This is a genomic window from Pseudomonas sp. W5-36 (genome assembly GCF_046540455.1).
Lineage (GTDB): Bacteria > Pseudomonadota > Gammaproteobacteria > Pseudomonadales > Pseudomonadaceae > Aquipseudomonas > Aquipseudomonas graminis_B.
This window is the reverse complement of the sequence record NZ_JAXCIQ010000001.1, coordinates 141,573-160,576: the sequence shown is the minus strand read 5'-3', so window position 1 is coordinate 160,576 and position 19,004 is coordinate 141,573. Positions and strand designations below refer to the sequence as shown.

Here is a 19,004-nt window from a genome sequence, read left to right as displayed (position 1 = left end):
GAAGGTGCTTTTTTGAGGAACGGTTAGTGCTATCACTGGCCCGCTTGGCTCAACTCCAGCTGACCTTCCTTGTTGACGGGGATCTGACTGCCCGGATCGCGATCCATACGCACCTGCCCGACTTTGTCGTTGAGCTTGTACTTCACGTTGTAGCCGACGACTTTATCGCTGATGTCATTGACGGTATTGCAGCGCGACTCGGTGGTGGTGTAAGTGTCGCGGTTCTGCATGCCTTCCTGAACCTTGTTACCGGCGTAACCCCCGCCGACCGCACCGGCGACCGTGGCAATCTTCTTGCCATTACCGCCACCCACCTGGTTGCCGAGCAGGCCACCGGCTACGGCACCGATGACACTCCCCACGATCTGATGCTCGTCCTTCACCGGCGCTCGGTGAGTGACTGCAACGTCTTTGCAGACTTGTCGCGGGGTTTTGATTTGTTCTTTAACAGGCTCGACGGCAAGTACGTCTGCGTACTCTGGGCCGCTTTGTTTTACGAGGCTATAGGTGGCCAAAGCACCACCGGCGGTAACACCGACGGCACCCAATACTGCACCAATAAGCAACGACTTGTTCACTTGAACCTCCTGACGATATTCAGCGCGATTCCTCACGCTACTCCCAGCCTTGGAGCACAAAAAAAGGCGCGAGTTCACACTCGCGCCTTTTCAGGTGATGGCCGGTTACCATTACTGGTTACGGACGGTCATCCACCTTGTCGACCGTGACCGGTGGCAGCAAGTCTTCGCTGCGCAGGTTCAGCCAGATCAGCACCACGTTGGCGATGTAGATCGACGAGTACGTACCTGCCAGAACACCGATGAACAGTGCCACCGAGAACCCGTGCAGGCTATCGCCGCCAAAGATCCACAGCGCGACGATCGCCAGCAATGTGGAGATCGAGGTGGCCATGGTCCGCAGCAAGGTCTGCGTGGTGGAGATGTTGATGTTCTCGATCAGCGAAGCCTTGCGCAGCAGACGGAAGTTCTCGCGAACCCGGTCGAATACCACGATGGTGTCGTTGAGCGAGTAACCAATGATCGCCAACACAGCGGCCAGAACGGTCAGGTCGAAGGTCACCTGGAAGAACGACAGAATGCCCATCGTCACCACCACGTCGTGGATCAGCGAGATGATCGCCCCCACCGCGAACTTCCACTGGAAACGGAAAGCCAGGTAGACGAGAACGCCGCCCAGTGCCAACAGCATCCCGAGGCCACCCTGGTCGCGCAGCTCTTCACCCACCTGCGGACCGACGAACTCGACGCGCTTGACGGTCACCGGGTTATCGGCGCCTGTCTTGCGCAGCGCTTCAGCAACCTGAGTGCCCAGCTGCGGGTCTTCACCCGGCATACGAACGAGCAGATCGGTGGTCGCACCGAAGCTTTGCACGACCGCTTCGGTATAACCCGACGTAACCAGCTCTTCGCGCACTTTGTGCAGATCGGCAGGGCGCTCGTAGGTCAGCTCGATCAGCGTACCGCCGGTGAAATCCAGACCGAAGTTCAGCCCTTTATAGAACCAGCTGAACAACGCCAGAACGGTAAGAAGCATGGTAATGGCGAACGCAATGTTGCGAACGCCCATGAAGTTGATCGTACGTTTCATGGCAGCCCCTTAAATCCACAACTTCTTGAAGTCACGACCGCCAAAGATCAGGTTGACCATTGCGCGGGTCACCATGATGGCTGTGAACATCGAGGTAAAGATCCCGAGGGACATGGTGACCGCAAAACCCTTCACCGGGCCGGTGCCCATCGCGAAGAGAATGCCGCCGACCAGCAGCGTCGTCAGGTTGGCGTCGAGGATCGCGGTATACGCGCGGTCGAAGCCCTCGTTGATTGCACGCTGAACCGTCATGCCATTGGCGATCTCTTCGCGAATCCGCGAGAAGATCAGCACGTTGGCATCGACCGCCATACCCATCGTCAAGACGATACCGGCGATGCCTGGCAGGGTCAGCGTTGCACCCAGCAGCGACATCAGCGCCAGCAGCATGACCATGTTGAAGGCCAGTGCCACGGTCGCGATCAGACCGAAGAAACGGTAGATGGCGAGGATGAACAGCGAGACGAACAGCATGCCCCAGAGGGATGCATCGATACCCTTGGTGATGTTGTCGGCACCCAGGCTCGGGCCGATGGTGCGCTCTTCTGCGAAGTACATGGGTGCAGCCAGACCACCGGCACGCAGCAGCAGCGCCAGCTCGGACGACTCACCTGCGCCGTTCAGGCCGGTGATGCGGAATTGAGCACCCAGCGGCGACTGAATGGTCGCCAGACTGATGATCTTCTTCTCTTCCTTGAACGTCTGGACCGGCACGTCTTTTTCGACGCCGTTGACCATTTGCTTGGTGTAGGTGGTGGTCGGCTTCTGCTCGATGAAGATCACCGCCATGCTGCGACCAACGTTCGCGCGGGTCGCGCGGCTCATCAGATCGCCACCATGGCCGTCCAGCTTGATGTTCACCTGAGGACGGCCGTGCTCGTCGAAGCCGGCCTTGGCGTCGGTCACCTGGTCACCGGTGATGATCAGACCACGCTCGACCGGCGCCGCAGGACGACCGCCTTCGCGGAATTCGAACATCTCGGTGGTGGCTTTGCTGTCGTCGGGGCCTGCGCCCAGACGGAACTCAAGGTTGGCCGTCTTGCCGAGGATACGCTTGGCTTCGGCGGTGTCCTGAACACCTGGCAGCTCGACCACGATGCGGTTGGCGCCCTGACGCTGAACCAGCGGCTCGGCGACGCCCAGCTCGTTGACCCGGTTACGCACGGTGGTCAGGTTTTGCTTGATCGAGTATTCGCGGATTTCAGCGATCTTGGCCGGCGTCATGGCCAGACGCAGGATCGGCATCTCGCCGCGATCGCTCGTGGTGATATCGAAATCAGTGTAGTCCTTGCGGATCAGCGCACGGGCCTGTTCGCGGGTATCAGCATCGCTGAAGCCCAGCTGGATGGCGCCGTTGTCCTGCGGCAGGCTGCGATAACGCACTTTTTCCTTGCGCAGCAGGCTCTTCACTTCGCCTTCATAGACATTCAGACGCGCACTGAGCGCTTTGTCCATGTCGACTTCAAGCAGGAAGTGCACGCCGCCGGACAGGTCGAGACCCAGCTTCATCGGCGTAGCGCCAATGCTGCGCAGCCATTTTGGCGTGGTCTGAGCCAGGTTGAGCGCGACAACGTAATCGTCGCCCAGCGCCTTGCGTGCGACATCTTTGGCTGGCAGCTGGTCTTCCTGTTTGGTCAGACGCAACAAACCGCCCTTGCCATTCTCGGCCAGAGAAGCGCCCTTGACCGCGATGCCAGCATCGGTAAGCGCCTTGCTTACGCGATCCAGATCAGCCTGATTGACCTGCAGCGCAGTGCTTGCGCCCGTGACTTGGATAGCCGGGTCATCAGGGTAGAGATTGGGTGCGGAATAAATAAAACCAATCACCAGCACTGCCAGGATCAGGATGTATTTCCACAGAGGGTATTTGTTCAACATCACGCCGCCTGCTTATAACGCGGGGCGCCTTGCGCGCCCCGTCGATTGGTAAAAGACTGGAATCAGATGGCTTTCAGAGTGCCCTTGGGCAGGGTGGCAGCGATTGCGCCCTTCTGGATTTTCAGCTCTACGGTGTCGGACACTTCGATAACAACGAAGTCATCAGTCACTTTGTTGATCTTGCCTGCGATACCGCCGGTAGTGACGACTTCATCACCCTTCTGCAAGTTGCCCAGCAAGTTCTTTTGCTCTTTGGCGCGCTTGGCCTGTGGACGCCAGATCATCAGATAGAAGATGACCAGAAAGCCGACCAGGAAAATCCACTCGAAACCGCCGCCCATAGGGCCTGCAGCAGCAGGGGCAGCCGCATCCGCGAAAGCGGAAGAGATGAAAAAGCTCATTTAACACTCCAGTTGCATATTTTAATAATAGGAAGCGAAAGACCGGATTTCGCTCAGTCCAGTAACGGCGTCACAAGCCCGCGTTTGGCATAGAACGTGTCGACAAAGGCGGCCAATGTACCTTGTTGAATAGCCTCGCGCAAACCAGCCATAAGCAGCTGGTAATGACGCAAATTGTGGATCGTATTGAGCATGCTACCCAGCATTTCGCCGCACTTGTCCAGGTGGTGCAGATAGGCGCGGGAGAAGTTTTTGCAGGTGTAGCAATCGCAGGTCGGATCCAGCGGCGACTCATCGTAACGATGAAACGCATTACGGATTTTCAGAACACCGGTATCGATGAACAGATGACCGTTGCGCGCATTGCGCGTAGGCATCACGCAGTCGAACATGTCGACGCCGCGGCGGACACCTTCAACCAGGTCCTCGGGCTTGCCTACACCCATAAGGTAACGAGGTTTGTCAGCCGGCATGCGGCCCGGCAGGTAGTCCAGGACCTTGATCATCTCGTCCTTGGGCTCGCCGACCGACAGGCCGCCAATCGCCAGGCCGTCAAAGTCGAGCTCACTCAAGCCTTCGAGCGAGCGCATGCGCAGGTTCTCGTGCATGCCGCCCTGAACGATGCCGAACAGCGCCGCGGTGTTTTCGCCGTGGGCGATCTTGGAGCGCTTGGCCCAGCGCAGCGACAGCTCCATGGAGGTGCGCGCAACTTCTTCGTCCGCAGGATACGGCGTGCATTCGTCAAAGATCATCACGACGTCGGAACCGAGGTCGCGCTGAACCTGCATCGATTCTTCAGGCCCCATGAACACTTTTGCGCCGTCAACTGGAGAGGCGAAGGTCACGCCCTCCTCCTTGATCTTACGCATCGCGCCCAGGCTGAACACCTGAAAACCGCCGGAGTCGGTCAGAATCGGTCCTTTCCACTGCATGAAATCGTGAAGGTCGCCGTGGCCCTTGATGACTTCAGTACCCGGACGCAGCCACAGGTGGAAGGTGTTGCCGAGGATCATCTGAGCGCCGGTGGCCTCGATGTCTCGAGGCAGCATCCCCTTGACCGTGCCGTAGGTGCCGACCGGCATGAACGCAGGCGTTTCGACAACGCCGCGAGGAAAGGTCAGGCGACCGCGACGCGCTTTGCCATCGGTGGCCAGCAGCTCAAAAGACATACGACAGGTGCGACTCATGCGTGATCCTCTGGGGCCGAGTCCGTCGGGGTTGATTCCCCGGGAGCGGTCGGCGCGGGATTGCGGGTGATGAACATGGCATCCCCGTAACTGAAGAAGCGGTAACCGTGCTCCACCGCAGCCGCGTAGGCCGCCATGGTTTCGGGATAACCGGCGAATGCCGAGACCAGCATCAACAGCGTCGATTCCGGCAAATGGAAGTTGGTAACCAGCGCATCGACCACATGGAACGGTCGGCCCGGGTAGATAAAGATATCGGTGTCGCCGCTGAAGGGCTTGAGCACGCCATCGCGCGCGGCACTTTCCAGCGAACGCACGCTGGTCGTGCCCACGGCGATCACCCGACCACCGCGTGCGCGGCAAGCGGCCACGGCGTCGACCACGTCCTGAGTGACTTCAAGCCACTCGTTGTGCATGTGGTGATCTTCAATGCGCTCAACGCGCACCGGCTGGAATGTCCCGGCGCCGACGTGCAGCGTCACGAATGCGGTCTCGACGCCCTTCTCGGCAATCGCGGCCATCATGGTCTGATCGAAATGCAGACCTGCCGTCGGCGCCGCCACAGCACCGGCGCGCTGGGCGTACACGGTCTGATAGCGCTCGCGGTCGGCATCGTCGTCCGGGCGGTCTATATAAGGAGGCAACGGCATGTGCCCGACGCGCTCGAGCAGCGGCAGCACCGGCTCGGCGAAGCGCAGCTCGAACAACGCATCATGGCGCGCGACCATCTCGGCCTCGCCACCGCCATCGATGAGAATCGTCGAACCCGGCTTGGGCGACTTGCTGGAGCGCACATGGGCCAGCACACGGTGCTGATCGAGAACGCGCTCAACGAGGATTTCCAGCTTACCGCCCGAGGCTTTTTGCCCGAACAGCCGCGCCGGAATCACCCGGGTATTGTTGAAGACCATCAGATCGCCAGGGCGCAAATGCTCCAGCAAATCAGTGAATTGGCGGTGTGCCAGCGCGCCGCTTGGCCCGTCGAGGGTCAGCAAACGGCTGCTGCGTCGCTCCGCCAGAGGATGGCGAGCGATCAATGAATCCGGGAGCTCGAAGGTAAAGTCAGCGACACGCATGATGGGGTTCGTCTAGCAGGGCCGGGAAGTTTAGCGGAATAAGTGAAAATTGACCATGAAACATGATTGACCAACGGTAGGCTCGTCTCTATACTTCGCCGCCATTGAGCCCTGATGGCGGAATTGGTAGACGCGGCGGATTCAAAATCCGTTTTCGAAAGAAGTGGGAGTTCGATTCTCCCTCGGGGCACCAAACAGCAACACCTTCAAGTGGTTACGTGACTTGGAGCACAGAAAAACCGGCCAGATTTGAGCCGGTTTTTTTGTGGGCGGCATTTACTAAACGGTTAAGCATCAGCATCAATCACCCCCATCCTCAGCACATCGCCAGCCTAAGCTGATCCCCTCAGCAAAAATTCCCAAAACCAAACGGGAATGGCCCTTTGACATTGAATCCCCTGCCCCGCTGTGGTGAAATCCACCGCCTGAGAAATCGGATCCATTGAAGGCTTTTCATCACGGACGAAGACAGGCGATTGCGCCCGGTCATCACGTCCGTGCGCCTTTCGCAGTCTCACAAGGAGCGTACGCATTGAAGTCTTTTCATCCCGGCAAGCTGACGGTGCTGGCACTGGCAGTGACGCTGAGCAGTTGCGCCACGTTCGATCAGGCCGGCCGTGATTACGGCACGGCGATAGGGTGCGCAGGTGGGGCATTGCTCGGCGCGGGTTTGATCTACGCCGCCACGGGTAATGCTGGCAAAGCCGTCGCAGGCGGTGTGGTCGGCGGTGCAGCGGGTTGCGCAGTGGGCCATGTCTGGCAGAACCGTCAGCAGGAACTGCAGCGCATCGCGCAGGAAGAACACCTGAAAATGCAGATCGACACGCTGCAGGCACAGGCCCCCGCGCAGAATGGCAAACCTGCCGTGATGGCGGACGCGGGCATTGTTGCCCAGGTCGAAGATCAGGGCATGTTTCCCACGGGCAGCGACCAACTGACAGCCGATGGCCTGCGTCAGGTGCGCAAGCTCGCCAACGCGTTCAAGCCGGCGCAAGGCCAGTCCAACGCTCAGCCGCAAGCGGTTTTGGTGGTGGGGCATACCGACGCGACCGGCTCCGCAGACTTCAATCAGCAACTGTCCGAGCGTCGTGCGCGCAGTGTCGGCAAAGTCCTGGCGGAGGCCGGTATTTCCGCTCAGAGTCTGTACTTCCAGGGTGTAGGCGCAGCCCGTCCCTTGGCCGATAACACCACCACCGAAGGGCGCGCCCAGAATCGCCGTGTCGAAATCGTCCAACTGGAGTCCACGGCGCTGCTGGAACAACGCGTTAAACAGGAGCGCAGCAACCCGCGCTACCTGGCCCATGGCACTCGCAATCAATCCCCGCCCAAAGCCAAAGTCGCTGCGTCTGCCCCCCAGGCTGAGGCGCCGAAAAAATCTGCCGAGCAGCCGGTTGCCGCGCTGGCCCCAAACTTCATCGATTTCGGCGGAAGCCCCGCCAGCTCGGATGTCAATCAACTGGCCCGCCTGGTCAAACCCATGGAGTCCACGGGCTTCACGCTGATCAGCAAAGCCAACGCAAGCGTGCCGGTCGCGAGCTGTGAAGCCGATCGCCCACGGGTTGCCGGCGCGGTGAAAAATCTTGCGAGCGGACAAGAACTGGCCGAGCACGAGACCACCGATTACCTGCCGGGTTACAACGGCAGAGTCTGGGCCAACAACGTCAACGGCAATCTGGTGACCATCACGCCAATCGCCGTGCTGCGCAACAACGCAGAGATTGCCAAGCAGCCTCGTATCCAACTGGTTAAAGGCTACGAACAGAACAAGAAAGGCAAAGCGACCACCCTCGCTGCTGTTGCCAACACTTTCGAAGGCCAGGACACCGTGCTCTATCGCGTGTTCATCGACGACGCTCAGGCGCCGGTGAACTGCATGGACATTGTTCTGGACAAGAACGGCGGCAAGGCAGTGGACGGCAAGTTGTTCTATGACAAAACCGGCGAGAGCTACGTCGCTAAATTCGTCCCTATTCGCACCTGAAGTCCGTAACGCTCGAGGAACAACATGGAACAGTTTTCAATGGACGCCCTGACCGCTTTTCTTGTAATGCACCGCGTGGCAGTGGGTTTGATCCTGAGCACGTTGGTGCTTCTGGTCGCCATCAGGATCTGGTGGTCGAAAGTCAGCTACTTCTATATGAACGTGGCGTACGCCCTGCCGCTCGTGGGTCGAATCAGCAGCTTGAGCAGAAAGCCGCCTATCACTGAAGCAGATGGTTGGATGGACAGCGAATCACGCCTGTGTGCCGACTATTACTCGTACTACCGAGGTTTCAACAAAAGCCCGGACTATTATGACAAGTGCCGTGATTACCTGAACAAGGTTCACGAGACCGGTCGACGGGAGAAAGGCTTCTTCATGTGGATGCTGATTATCGGCCTGATCTTCTTCGAAGCCGTTGGTTTTGCCTACGTCCTTGCGCCGTTCATGGTGCAGAACATATCCGCCAATGTCGCTGGCATGCTGGCATGGTTCACTGCCTTTCTGCTCTCTGTCGCCGCGGTATTCTTCACCGAGATGGCAGGCCGTGAGATGCACCACAGCAGCCTGATTACCAAGATTCGCACTTGGTATGAACAGTCGCGCACGCCGAGGGATCTGGAGGCGGACACCAAAGTCGATATCGACAATACCTACCGCGACGACGACGAACCCAATTACCTTAAAGTGCTTAACCGCACTGACCACAACGCACGGGTCACGCCTAAATACACGTGGACCACGGTCTGCCTGATTTATGTGCTGGCGATTGCGATTGGTGCCTTTGTCATCCGTAACTACAGCCTCAAATCGATGGAAGTTGATTTGGTCAGCAACCCGGATGCCTTCAGCCAGACTCAGTCGGGCAACACCAAACTGCCGGATTCGCCATTCGAGTTGCCGGCTGAAAGCGCGCAGGAAAACCAGACTGCCGATCAGACCTCGGCGCACGACAAAATGGAGGCCATCCGCGCTGCGTCGCTGACGACTTACATTATTCTTTCGGTCATATTCCTGGGCATTCAGGGCGTGGGCATCGTGCTGTCCAATCGATTCTCCTTCGCGGGGAAACAATCGGGGCAAGCGTGGCAATACACGCGTGGGTTCAATAACGCCGAAGAGTTTGCTGCTCACTATCAGAATCTTCGCGAACATGTCGCCCGTGATGCGCAGGCCAAACTGACAGCCTTACAAAGTCGACTGGCCAACCGCATTACCACCTCAGGCCATGAGCGAGAGCATTTGCTCAAAGGATTTGGTCACCGTAACTTCGATACATATGTCACCAAGCGCCACGAAGGTTTCCGCAAGAGCGATGACAGCCGCCTGGAGCAAGACCGTCTCAGCCGGGAGCAACGGAGTGCAGACCAGGCTCACGAGCGTGCGAGGGCAAAATCGGCTGTCACTCAATCGGCGGCGGCCGAGTTGGCAATGGCTACGCCTGCTGCCGCTTCAGAAGCGACCCCGATTGCGCTCAAGCCTACAGTCGCACTCGACCCGGACAACTTCGACGACCTCAATGACTTCGACGATGACGAACTGGCATTTCTTGCCGGCAAGTACGAAGTCACTGTCGAACAGTTGAAGAAAGTCCAGAAGCTGCAACGCATGGCTGCAAAAGCCACTCAAACACGTCAGGAGCAGTGATATGAAACGGCGCGCCTTGCTGGCAAGCACTCTCCTGTTACTGGGCACGCCGTCACTGCAAGCGGCTGAGCGTAATGACCTGCCCAGTTGCTATGACTTCGCAAAGCTGTCCGAATACCGACCTGCCTCCTCCGGGCGCGAGCTGATTATCATCGTCGACCAGACGGTTCAGTTGCCGAAGGACCTGAAGGAGTCGACTTACAGTCACGCGCTGCGGTACGTCAAACCGGGCGACAGCGTCCGGCTGTACCAGTTTTCCGCTTACTTGCCGGGTAATTACATGAAGCTTATGTATACCGGGCAACTTGAAGACAAGCTGGATGATAAGAAACGCGACGACATCGGCATGAACAGCCTGCGTCAGCTGGACAACTGCCTGGCCAAACAGGTCGATTTCTTTCGCAAAACATTGGGCCAAAAACTGGTAGAAAGTTTCGCGAAGCCGGGCGAGGACATCGCAAAGAGCGAGATCTTTTTTAGCCTCAAGCAGATAGGCGAAGACATCGCACCGCGGCCTGCACAGGAGAAGGTGGTGTTGCTGGTCTCCGACATGCTGGAAAACAGCGACTTCGGCAGCTTTTACGCCAGCAACCAAATCCGCGCCATTGACCCGGCTGCAGAGTTGAAAAAAGTCGAGCAGAAGAAACTGTTTGCAGACCTGGGCGGCGCCAAAGTCTATGTACTGGGCGCAGGTCTGGTACCTGGGACCGCCAAGAATGGCTATCGGTCGGGCAATACGGTGCAGAAGCTGGAGACCTTCTGGAGCGGATATTTGAGCCAGTCCAATGCTCGACTGGTGAGCTTTGGGGCGCCGTCGCTGACAGTTGATTTGCAGTAGGGCGCAGACTTTCGCGTCTACCAAGACGGGATTTGGCCGGAAAACCGCCAGATACGACGCCGCAAATCTGGCGGCGTCAACACCGGTCGCTTCCCGACTGAAGCCGGTCCCACTGACACAACGCGCGCCTTCGTAGGACTGGCTTTAGCCGGGAAGGCGCCATGTGCCATGCCGCATATCTGGTGGAGTTCATACCACCTCTTTTCAGTGCTACCCGTAACCGCTTCCGCACTTAGCCGTTTTCTCTGTAGGCAACATCCGACAAACGACTCAGAACCCTCTCTACTAGCATCACCCCGCATAGTGAGTATGATCGAACAAGGACGGCACTGAGCCAGTTTTCAACCCTCGGCTGCGCTTAAGGATAAGAGATGCAATCAGTCATTTACCGCGTGGACCTGAGCCCATGCTCGCTGGCCGAGTTCCAGCAGGATGTAGAAAAATACGCGGGCAATATCAGATGTGTCGAGTGCGAGGCAGGCGCTTGGTTTGTCAGCGGATCACTGGTGGGCTGCGCGAGAGAGCTGCATGTTTCGCAGCGCATCACAAAGAAGGCTGCCAAATCAAAACGGTGGTGCTCGTCGTCGATGGCGAAGAGCCAGGCATTGTCGATGGTGAAGACACTGCGCACATCGTTGTGGATCTCGACAAGCGAAAACCCCAAACCATTCTGACACCGGCCCCACCCGCGACACCCCCCGTGGGATCACCTTGGGGCAGCATCCAAAAGCAATACGCAAACGCGGCCGACTATCCAGTCAATAAGTCGCTGAGACAAATCCTGTCGAAGCTGATGCGTAATCCTGACTATCCCGAAGATGAAACCAACATCAGGATAACCGCCGACAATGGGCGGGTAGTCCTTGAAGGAAGCATTCGCCGCTTGCTGTTCTCCCAATATCAACTTTCAGATATTGAGCTGGGCTCGGTGCGGCTGTTCTGGGGACAGATCAACAACGTCAACAGAAAGGAGGGTTCAGCCTGGCTCAACTGCGGCGACTATCTCAGTGAGCCAAGTATCCTGATTCGAGATAAGGATCTGGAAGATGAGATGCTTTCGGCATTTAAGCTCAGTGGCCTTAACGATCTCGCAGGTGCACGATTCATCATGGTGGGCCACCTGTCGGGATCTCCTAAAAAGAAAATCCTGAACTTCGGCTTCGCCAAATATATCGCCTTCGTAAAATACCGGATCAAAGACGAGAATTGACTGTGGTGACCTGCACACCGCTTGAAGAAGTCCGGCGGCACATCGACCACATTGACCGCGACCTTGTGTCATTGCTCGCCCGTCGTGGGAATCTGGTTAACCAAGCCGCAGCGTTTAAAAAGACGACTGCAGAGGTCAACGCGCCCTCGCGGGTTGAGGACGTAATTGCGAAAGTGCGCGCGGTCGCTGAGGAGTGCGGAGCCTCAGCAGAGGTGGTGGAGAAGGTAAACCGAGCGATGATTGCAGCGTTCATCGAAGAAGAGTTGTCGGCTCATGCTGCATTGAAAATGCGGTATTGCGATCTAACCACCCCAGCCGCAATCCCTGCCCCCATTAAAAGTCGTGCGAAGTCAGCCCAGCACGACCTCGTTGCTGTCCACATCCCCCGCCTGTTCGATCGCGTTAGGTGCCGCATTCCGCGCCGCCGCCCATGGGCCTTTCCGTGTACCGAACGCAGTCAGGACCGGTGCCGAGCAGGGTGAGAATTGTCTACGATCATCTGATCCAGTGTCTGGGGGACCCGCAGACCTTCCCCTGACGGCGCGGCGACGGAGGATTCGACTTACAACGACCGAACCGATGACGACCCGCTTCGGTCGAACGCCGTGCAATACCCCCCGAGGCGTGCACGCTGCTGGACGTTTTAGCAGGCACTCATTCACCGAAAACCACCGGCCTTCCATGTTCGAACACATCGACTTCAACTATCTGCTTTCAAACTACGGGTACTGGGCCGTGTTCATCGGCTGCCTGCTGGAGGGGGAAACCATCCTGATCCTCGGCGGGCTGGCGGCACACCAGCATGTCCTGCAATGGCAGCAAGTGCTCATCTACGCCACATTGGGCGGGATGCTCGGCGATCAGATACTGTTCTGGACCGGGCGCTACTTCGGGCCACGCCTGCTGCCTCGCTTGCACCGTCAGCAGGCGACCATCGATCGCGTGTCGGACCTGATCAAGCGCTACCCCACGGCGTCCATTTTCTCGGTCCGTTTTCTCTACGGCATGCGCCTGATCGGGCCTCTGGTGATCGGCGCGAGTCGCTTGTCGCCCATCCGCTTCGCGATCATCAACCTGATCGGCGCGGCGGTCTGGGCGAGTCTGTTCCTGGCTGCGGGTTACTGGGCGGGCGGCTTCCTGGAGAACATGCTCGGCAACCTGAAACCTTATAAAATGCCGATCTTCCTGGGCGTGGTCGTGGTGGGCGCGGCCGTAGCGCTGTATCGCCATCGTCGCGCGAAAACCCGGCCTGCACGCCAAGCAGCCAAGCAGGCGAAAGACGTCCCGCCCTCCTCCGCTGGATAACGCTTCCCATCTGCGGCGACCGCCTCTATAACGGCAGACAGGCATTAGACGCAGAGGGATCGACTCGATGAACACACGCATCACCGCCGGTTTGCTGTTGAGCATGGTCAGCATCGCACAGGCTCAGGCCGCTGAGACGCCGTCGCGCCTGGACACCGTCATGCAGAAGGGTCAACTGGCCGTTTGCACGACTGGGGATTACAAGCCGTACACCTTTCTCAAGCCTGACGGCCAGTACGAAGGCATCGACATCGAGCTGGCTCAGTCGCTGGCGCAGAGCCTGGGCGTGAAGATCGAGTGGGTCCCGACCACTTGGAAAACCCTGATGCCCGACTTCACGGCCGGCAAATGCGACATCGCCATCGGTGGCATCTCGGTCACCCTGGAGCGACAGAAAAAGGCGGCGTTCAGCAGCACGCTGGACATCGACGGCAAGGTCCCGCTGGTGCGCTGCGAAGACGAGTCCAAGTACCAGACCCTCGAGCAGATCAATCAGCCCGGCGTTCGCTTGATCGAACCTCAGGGTGGCACCAACGAAGCCTTCGCCCACGCTTATTTACCCAAGGCCAGCCTGGCCTTCCACGACAACAAAACCATTTTCCAGAAGTTGCTCGACAAGCAGGCCGACGTGATGATCACCGACGCGTCCGAAGCGCTGTACCAACAGAAACGCATGCCCGGCTTGTGCACGGTCAATCCGTCGCACTACATGCAATACGGCGAAAAGGCCTACCTGCTGCCCCGGGATGATGTGGCCTGGAAGGCCTATGTCGATCAATGGCTGCATCTTTCAAAAGCCACCGGCGCTTACAAGAAAGTGGTCGGCGAATGGCTGGCGATGCCCAACGAGTGACCATGCGCATGCCCGCAAGACTTCGGCACAGGACCCCGCCGTATCCATGAAAACCAACAGAACCATTACTCGCGCGTTTTGCGTCGAGCTGCAGCAAGAGCTTTCCATCGTAGCGGCGCGACGTGAGTACTTTTCTCAAGAGCCGCCTCGGGCGCGCTTCAGCTTTTTGTGCTCGTCCGAGCCGTGCCGTGCCCTGGGTGTCAAAATCACCGGGGTTCGCTATGACGTGAAGCCCCAGGAGCACCCGACCTTCGTCGCCGCGCACTACCGGGCCAACCCGAACTACGAACATCATGCCGATTGCGAATGGGTGGATGAAGCCGTCGAAACGCCGGTTGTGCAGGAAGCCGAAACTGAGGCCGAAAGCGAGCTGCGCAAGGTCAAGCGCAAGCTGGATGACTACATAGATGTCTTCGATCCGACCCCGAAGGAACGCGCAAAACCCACACCGCCGACAGATAAGCCTGACGCCGATCCGCTCGAGAGGCCCGAAGACGCCACGCCTCCCGCCGACGCGCTCAAGGCCAGACAGGACAAGCAGAACCGCACCAGCAATCTGGAGCGTTTGGTCGACAGCTTTCGTCAGGCCCAAGCCTCGTTGACCAAGGAAGAGCTTGCACTGCTGACCCTGCGCATTCCGGGTCAGGGTGAAGTGTCGTTGCGCGCCTATTTTCGCCATATCAAATTCGCTCAGCTCAATGACGAGCGCCGGGTGCTGTATGGCGGCGGGCTGGTCGAGCGCTACGGGACAGGCTTCAAATTCAAGTTCTTCGATCGCCTGCAAGGCAAGTTGGTGACCTTGTACGTGTCACCCGCGCAGATGCAGGCCTACCGCTCAAGCCGCTACCTCAGCGAGCTGCTGAGCCACGCCGATGAGGTGCGCTTCTTCACGGTCTTTGCCTTGGGCACACTGGTCGCCAGCCCTTCCGGGAAAAGCGTCAGTGTGGAGATCGAAGACTTGCGCCATCTGGCCATCGTGCTTGGGCCGGCCAAGGACGCCGAGGAGGCCTCTGCGAAAGGGCCAACCAGCTAAACCAGAGACCTTATTCGGCTCGAAAAAAAACCCGGTTTCTCTCGCGAGCGACCGGGTTTTTTTACGTTTCATTCAAGAGACTAAGGCGCTGCGTATGTCACCAACAGTTCCTTAGTTACCTGAAAATCCAGCGACATGGCCACGCTCAAGGCAGTGATCGTGAAGATGGAGAACACGAACAGCTTACGTGCCCAAACCGTGTCGTCTTTGGCTTTGTAGCCGGTCCAGGCCATGTACAACCAGTACATGCCCATCGCCGCTGCAACGGCCAGATAATTGAGCCCGGCGTAACCGCCGAAGGTCAGCATCAAGGTCGCCAGCAGGAAAGCCAGGATGTAGATCAGGATGTGCCGCTTGGCGACCCGGATACCACGCTTGACCGGCAAGACCGGAATCGAGGCAGCCCGATAGTCATTGAAGCGGAAAATCGCGATGGCGTACGAGTGAGGCATCTGCCACAAGCTGAACATCACCAGCAAGGTCAACGCCGCGAGGTCGAAGGTGTTGCTGACCGCGACGTAACCGATCACCGGCGGCATCGCACCCGACAGGCTACCTACCAACGTGCCATGAACCGACCTGCGCTTCAGGTACAGGCTGTAGAAGCCGACGTAGATCACGAAGCCGATCACGGCAAACAGCGCCGCCAGTGCGTTGGCCTTGGTGTACAGCAGGCCGACGCCGACGACGCCGAGTACGGTGGCATAGATCAGTGCCAGTTGCACTGACACCAACCCTTGCACCAGCACCCGATTCTTGGTGCGCTCCATCTTCACATCGATATCGCGATCGATGCAGTTGTTGAACACGCAGCCAGAAGCCACCACCAGTGAAGTCCCGATCACCGCTGCCAGGAACAGGCCGATGTCGACATGTCCCTTGGACGCCAGAAAAAAGCCACCTGCCACCGAAAGCACGTTACCGAAAATGATCCCCGGTTTGGTGATTTGGATAAAGTGCTTCAGTGACATCAGGTTTTCCTCACTTCGCCATCATGGCGGTGTGAATGCTGAACATGATCCAGGTGCTCAAGCCAACGAGCAGCACGATCACCAGCCCAGCGAAGGCAAACGCGATGACGTTGTTGCGCTGTGCTGCGGAGCGGTCAAGGTGCAGGAAGTACACCAGGTGAACGATAACCTGCACGACTGCGAAGATCAGAACGACCCACAGCGTGGCCACTTTCGAAATCGTCGGGAACATCACCAGACCGAAAGGAATCGCGGTCAGGATGATCGACAGTACGAAACCGACCATGTACGACTTGAAGCTGCCGTGGGCGGCAGGTTCATGGCTGGCAGCGTCATTTGAGTGATGTGAATTCGCCATTTAAATGGTCCCCATCAGATAGACAACGGTGAACACGCAGATCCAGACAACGTCCAGGAAGTGCCAGAACAGGCTGAGCATGCTCAGGCGAGTCTGGTTGGTCCCGGTCAGACCGTGCTTGGAGACCTGATACATCATGATCGCCATCCAGATCAGGCCGCTGGTCACGTGCAGACCGTGGGTGCCGACCAGCGTGAAGAACGCCGACAGGAAACCGCTGCGGTTAGGGCCGTAGCCTTCGGAGATCAGCAGGTGGAACTCGTTGATCTCCATGCCGATGAAGCCCAGGCCGAACAGGAAGGTCACGAATAACCAGCCCAGAACGCCCGACTTGTTGCCCTTGTGCATCGCCAGCATGGCGAAGCCGTAGGTGATCGAGCTGAGCAACAGGCAGGCGGTTTCGCCAAGCACGTATGGCAGCTCGAAGATATCGTGGCCCGCAGGGCCACCCGCTACGTTGTTAACCAGTACCGCGTAAATGGCGAAGATCGACGCAAACAGAATGCAGTCGGTCATCAGGTAGATCCAGAAACCGTAGATCTTCATCTCGCCGGCGTCATGGTGACCATGGTCGTGCTCGTGGTCATGACCGTGGTCGTGCCCCTTCGCACCATCTAATACTAAGTTCGACATTGTTTATGCCTGCTCCAGCTTGTTGACAGGAGTGTTTGTCTGACCGTTGCGGACCCGAGCCAGGATCGCATGCTGTTCGCCTTCGATGCGTGCCACTTCGGATGCAGGAACCATGTAGCCCTGATCGTCACGTGCAGCGTGAATCACGAAGTACACGATGGTACCGATCAAGCTGACGGCAGCCAGCCAGAAGATGTGCCAGATCATCGCGAAACCGAAGACGGTCAGCAGGAGGCCCATCACCATGCCCGTCGCCGTGTTGTTCGGCATGTGGATGTCGGAGTACTTGGCCGGAACCTTGTACGCCTCGCCATCACGCTTGGCGGCGTAGAACGGATCGATCTCGTTGGCTTTCGGCATTTCTGCAAAGTTGTAGAAAGGCGGTGGCGACGAAGTGGACCATTCCAGGGTGTGGCCATTCCATGGGTCACCGGTCAGGTCGCGGTTCTGCTCGCGATCACGGATAGACACATAGATCTGGATCAGCTGGCAGGCGATACCGACGGCAATCAGTGCAGCGCCCACGAACGCGACGTGCAGGTACGGCGTCCAGTCCGGGTTGTCAGTGGTGTTCAGACGACGGGTCATGCCCATGAAGCCCAGTGCGTACAGCGGCATGAAGGCGACGTAGAAACCAGAGATCCAGAACCAGAACGCTGCCTTGCCCCACTTCTCGTTCAGCTTGAAGCCGAACGCTTTAGGGAACCAGAACGCGAAGCCGGCGATGTAACCGAACACAGCACCACCGATGATCACGTTATGGAAGTGCGCGATCACGAACAGGCTGTTGTGCAGAACGAAGTCGGCACCCGGGATAGCCAGCAGTACGCCGGTCATACCACCGATGGAGAAGGTCACCATGAAGCCCAGGGTCCACATGACTGGCGCGGTGAAGCGCAGACGGCCCTGGTAAATCGTAAACAGCCAGTTGAACAGCTTCACACCCGTCGGGATGGAAATCAGCATCGTCGCCAGACCGAAGAAGGCGTTGACGCTTGCACCCGAACCCATGGTGAAGAAGTGGTGCAGCCAGACCATGAAGCCCAGAATCGAGATCGCACCGGAGGCGTAGATCATCGAGTGGTGGCCGAACAGACGCTTGCCGGTGAAGGTCGAGATGACTTCGGAGAAGACCCCGAACGCCGGCAGAATCAGGATGTAGACCTCAGGGTGACCCCACGCCCAGAACAGGTTCACGTACATCATCGGGTTACCACCCAACTCGTTCGTGAAGATGTGGAAGTCCAGGTAACGGTCGAGGGTCAGGAACGCCAGGGTGCCGGTCAGGATCGGGAACGAAGCCACGATCAGGACGTTGGCCCAGGTGCAGGTCCAGGTGAAGATCGGCATGTCCATCAGTTTCATGCCAGGGGTGCGCATCTTCAGAACGGTGACCAGGAAGTTAACCCCGGTTAACGTCGTCCCCAGTCCTGAGAGCTGCAGTGCCCAGATGTAGTAATCCACACCCACGCCCGGGCTATAGCCGAGTTCGGAAAGCGGTGGATAGGCAACCCAGCCAGTGCGTGCGAACTCGCCGACGCCCAGAGACACGTTCACCAGAATCACGCCGGAGATCAGCAGATAGAGGCTCAACGAGTTCAGGAACGGGAAGGCAACGTCGCGAGCGCCGATCTGCAGAGGCACCACGATGTTCATCAGGCCGGTGAAGAAAGGCATCGCCATGAAGATGATCATGATCACACCGTGAGCGGTGAAGATCTGGTCATAGTGCTCAGGCGGCAGGTAGCCGGGCGAGCCTTCAGTGGCCATGGCCAATTGCGAACGCATCAGTACGGCGTCGGCAAAGCCGCGCAGCAGCATGACCATTGCAATGATGATGTACATGACACCGATTTTCTTGTGGTCGACGGACGTCAGCCACTCGGTGTAGAGGTAAGTCCATTTCTTGAAGTACGTGATCAGGCCCAACAACGCCGCGCCACCGATCGCGATCATGGCGACCGTGATCATGACTATCGGCTCGTGGAACGGAATCGCGTCCAGACTTAATTTACCAAACATTGC

At 58.2% G+C, this 19,004-nt stretch carries 17 protein-coding genes, 1 tRNA gene and 1 pseudogene; 9 read left to right on the top strand and 10 right to left on the bottom strand.

The genetic code is table 11. The features are described 5' to 3' along the window. Positions 1-32 precede the first annotated feature (32 nt). From SLW74_RS00675 to queA, 6 genes are all read right to left on the bottom strand, one after another. Positions 33-578, bottom strand: a complete 546-nt coding sequence (locus tag SLW74_RS00675; protein ID WP_065990034.1) for a glycine zipper 2TM domain-containing protein — start codon at positions 576-578, stop codon at positions 33-35. A gap of 118 nt (positions 579-696) precedes the next feature. Continuing rightward, the gene (secF, locus tag SLW74_RS00670) at positions 697-1,608 is read right to left on the bottom strand and encodes a protein translocase subunit SecF (protein ID WP_296308330.1); all 912 of its coding nucleotides are present in this window, start codon (positions 1,606-1,608) and stop codon (positions 697-699) included. Positions 1,609-1,617: 9 nt separating this feature from the next. Next, positions 1,618-3,486, bottom strand: coding sequence for a protein translocase subunit SecD (gene secD / locus SLW74_RS00665; protein WP_065990037.1), 1,869 nt, complete (start codon positions 3,484-3,486; stop codon positions 1,618-1,620). 62 nt (positions 3,487-3,548) lie between these two features. After that, positions 3,549-3,887 carry a preprotein translocase subunit YajC gene (gene yajC / locus SLW74_RS00660; protein ID WP_037012510.1) on the bottom strand — a complete coding sequence of 113 codons (339 nt, stop codon included), beginning with the start codon at positions 3,885-3,887 and terminating at the stop codon, positions 3,549-3,551. Positions 3,888-3,940: 53 nt separating this feature from the next. Then, positions 3,941-5,056 (bottom strand): tRNA guanosine(34) transglycosylase Tgt, encoded by a 1,116-nt coding sequence (gene tgt / locus SLW74_RS00655; protein WP_167355804.1) that lies wholly within the window; start codon positions 5,054-5,056, stop codon positions 3,941-3,943. A gap of 14 nt (positions 5,057-5,070) precedes the next feature. Next, positions 5,071-6,150, bottom strand: coding sequence for a tRNA preQ1(34) S-adenosylmethionine ribosyltransferase-isomerase QueA (gene queA, locus SLW74_RS00650; protein ID WP_065990039.1), 1,080 nt, complete (start codon positions 6,148-6,150; stop codon positions 5,071-5,073). Positions 6,151-6,258: 108 nt separating this feature from the next. On the opposite strand from queA, the gene SLW74_RS00645 reads away from it, so the two are divergent. The 9 genes and pseudogenes from SLW74_RS00645 to SLW74_RS00605 all read left to right on the top strand — a co-directional run bounded on the left by SLW74_RS00645 (position 6,259) and on the right by SLW74_RS00605 (position 15,017). After that, positions 6,259-6,343: transfer RNA gene (locus SLW74_RS00645), tRNA-Leu, on the top strand. 339 nt (positions 6,344-6,682) lie between these two features. After that, complete coding sequence (locus tag SLW74_RS00640) at positions 6,683-8,131, top strand: OmpA family protein (protein WP_410927845.1); 1,449 nt, start codon at positions 6,683-6,685, stop codon at positions 8,129-8,131. Between the two features lie 24 nt (positions 8,132-8,155). Continuing rightward, complete coding sequence (locus tag SLW74_RS00635) at positions 8,156-9,778, top strand: hypothetical protein (RefSeq protein ID WP_410927844.1); 1,623 nt, start codon at positions 8,156-8,158, stop codon at positions 9,776-9,778. Position 9,779: 1 nt separating this feature from the next. After that, positions 9,780-10,616, top strand: coding sequence for a hypothetical protein (locus SLW74_RS00630; protein ID WP_410927843.1), 837 nt, complete (start codon positions 9,780-9,782; stop codon positions 10,614-10,616). Between the two features lie 406 nt (positions 10,617-11,022). Beyond that, positions 11,023-11,826: a hypothetical protein gene (locus SLW74_RS00625; protein WP_410927842.1), complete on the top strand. Its 804-nt coding sequence runs from the start codon at positions 11,023-11,025 to the stop codon at positions 11,824-11,826. A gap of 2 nt (positions 11,827-11,828) precedes the next feature. After that, positions 11,829-12,110, top strand: a pseudogene (locus SLW74_RS00620) (chorismate mutase); the annotation flags it as partial. A gap of 397 nt (positions 12,111-12,507) precedes the next feature. After that, positions 12,508-13,131, top strand: coding sequence for a DedA family protein (locus tag SLW74_RS00615; RefSeq protein WP_065990051.1), 624 nt, complete (start codon positions 12,508-12,510; stop codon positions 13,129-13,131). 67 nt (positions 13,132-13,198) lie between these two features. Next, positions 13,199-13,984 (top strand): transporter substrate-binding domain-containing protein, encoded by a 786-nt coding sequence (locus SLW74_RS00610; protein WP_369318857.1) that lies wholly within the window; start codon positions 13,199-13,201, stop codon positions 13,982-13,984. Positions 13,985-14,030: 46 nt separating this feature from the next. Further along, on the top strand, positions 14,031-15,017 hold the full coding sequence (locus SLW74_RS00605; RefSeq protein ID WP_192132342.1) for an ATPase: 987 nt from the start codon (positions 14,031-14,033) through the stop codon (positions 15,015-15,017). Positions 15,018-15,097: 80 nt separating this feature from the next. On the opposite strand, the gene cyoE is transcribed toward SLW74_RS00605, so the two are convergent. Genes cyoE through cyoB form a run of 4 tightly spaced genes read right to left on the bottom strand, consistent with a single transcriptional unit; the run spans position 15,098 to position 19,001 of the window. Further along, positions 15,098-15,988: a heme o synthase gene (gene cyoE / locus SLW74_RS00600; protein WP_192132344.1), complete on the bottom strand. Its 891-nt coding sequence runs from the start codon at positions 15,986-15,988 to the stop codon at positions 15,098-15,100. Between the two features lie 10 nt (positions 15,989-15,998). Then, complete coding sequence (gene cyoD / locus SLW74_RS00595) at positions 15,999-16,346, bottom strand: cytochrome o ubiquinol oxidase subunit IV (protein WP_065990055.1); 348 nt, start codon at positions 16,344-16,346, stop codon at positions 15,999-16,001. Continuing rightward, positions 16,347-16,979 carry a cytochrome o ubiquinol oxidase subunit III gene (locus SLW74_RS00590; RefSeq protein ID WP_192132347.1) on the bottom strand — a complete coding sequence of 211 codons (633 nt, stop codon included), beginning with the start codon at positions 16,977-16,979 and terminating at the stop codon, positions 16,347-16,349. Positions 16,980-16,982: 3 nt separating this feature from the next. Next, on the bottom strand, positions 16,983-19,001 hold the full coding sequence (gene cyoB, locus SLW74_RS00585; protein WP_065990059.1) for a cytochrome o ubiquinol oxidase subunit I: 2,019 nt from the start codon (positions 18,999-19,001) through the stop codon (positions 16,983-16,985). Positions 19,002-19,004 lie beyond the last annotated feature (3 nt).

What these genes read in the sequence shown, in the direction of transcription:
- secF (WP_296308330.1), bottom strand. Translation starts at nt 1,608, where the DNA reads ATGAAACGTACGATCAACTTCATGGGCGTTCGCAACATTGCGTTCGCC.
- secD (WP_065990037.1), bottom strand. Translation starts at nt 3,486, where the DNA reads ATGTTGAACAAATACCCTCTGTGGAAATACATCCTGATCCTGGCAGTG.
- cyoE (WP_192132344.1), bottom strand. Translation starts at nt 15,988, where the DNA reads ATGTCACTGAAGCACTTTATCCAAATCACCAAACCGGGGATCATTTTC.
- SLW74_RS00635 (WP_410927844.1), top strand. Translation starts at nt 8,156, where the DNA reads ATGGAACAGTTTTCAATGGACGCCCTGACCGCTTTTCTTGTAATGCAC.
- cyoB (WP_065990059.1), bottom strand. Translation starts at nt 19,001, where the DNA reads ATGTTTGGTAAATTAAGTCTGGACGCGATTCCGTTCCACGAGCCGATA.
- yajC (WP_037012510.1), bottom strand. Translation starts at nt 3,887, where the DNA reads ATGAGCTTTTTCATCTCTTCCGCTTTCGCGGATGCGGCTGCCCCTGCT.
- queA (WP_065990039.1), bottom strand. Translation starts at nt 6,150, where the DNA reads ATGCGTGTCGCTGACTTTACCTTCGAGCTCCCGGATTCATTGATCGCT.
- SLW74_RS00610 (WP_369318857.1), top strand. Translation starts at nt 13,199, where the DNA reads ATGAACACACGCATCACCGCCGGTTTGCTGTTGAGCATGGTCAGCATC.
- tgt (WP_167355804.1), bottom strand. Translation starts at nt 5,056, where the DNA reads ATGTCTTTTGAGCTGCTGGCCACCGATGGCAAAGCGCGTCGCGGTCGC.
- SLW74_RS00605 (WP_192132342.1), top strand. Translation starts at nt 14,031, where the DNA reads ATGAAAACCAACAGAACCATTACTCGCGCGTTTTGCGTCGAGCTGCAG.
- SLW74_RS00625 (WP_410927842.1), top strand. Translation starts at nt 11,023, where the DNA reads ATGCTCGCTGGCCGAGTTCCAGCAGGATGTAGAAAAATACGCGGGCAA.
- SLW74_RS00590 (WP_192132347.1), bottom strand. Translation starts at nt 16,979, where the DNA reads ATGTCGAACTTAGTATTAGATGGTGCGAAGGGGCACGACCACGGTCAT.
- SLW74_RS00630 (WP_410927843.1), top strand. Translation starts at nt 9,780, where the DNA reads ATGAAACGGCGCGCCTTGCTGGCAAGCACTCTCCTGTTACTGGGCACG.
- cyoD (WP_065990055.1), bottom strand. Translation starts at nt 16,346, where the DNA reads ATGGCGAATTCACATCACTCAAATGACGCTGCCAGCCATGAACCTGCC.
- SLW74_RS00615 (WP_065990051.1), top strand. Translation starts at nt 12,508, where the DNA reads ATGTTCGAACACATCGACTTCAACTATCTGCTTTCAAACTACGGGTAC.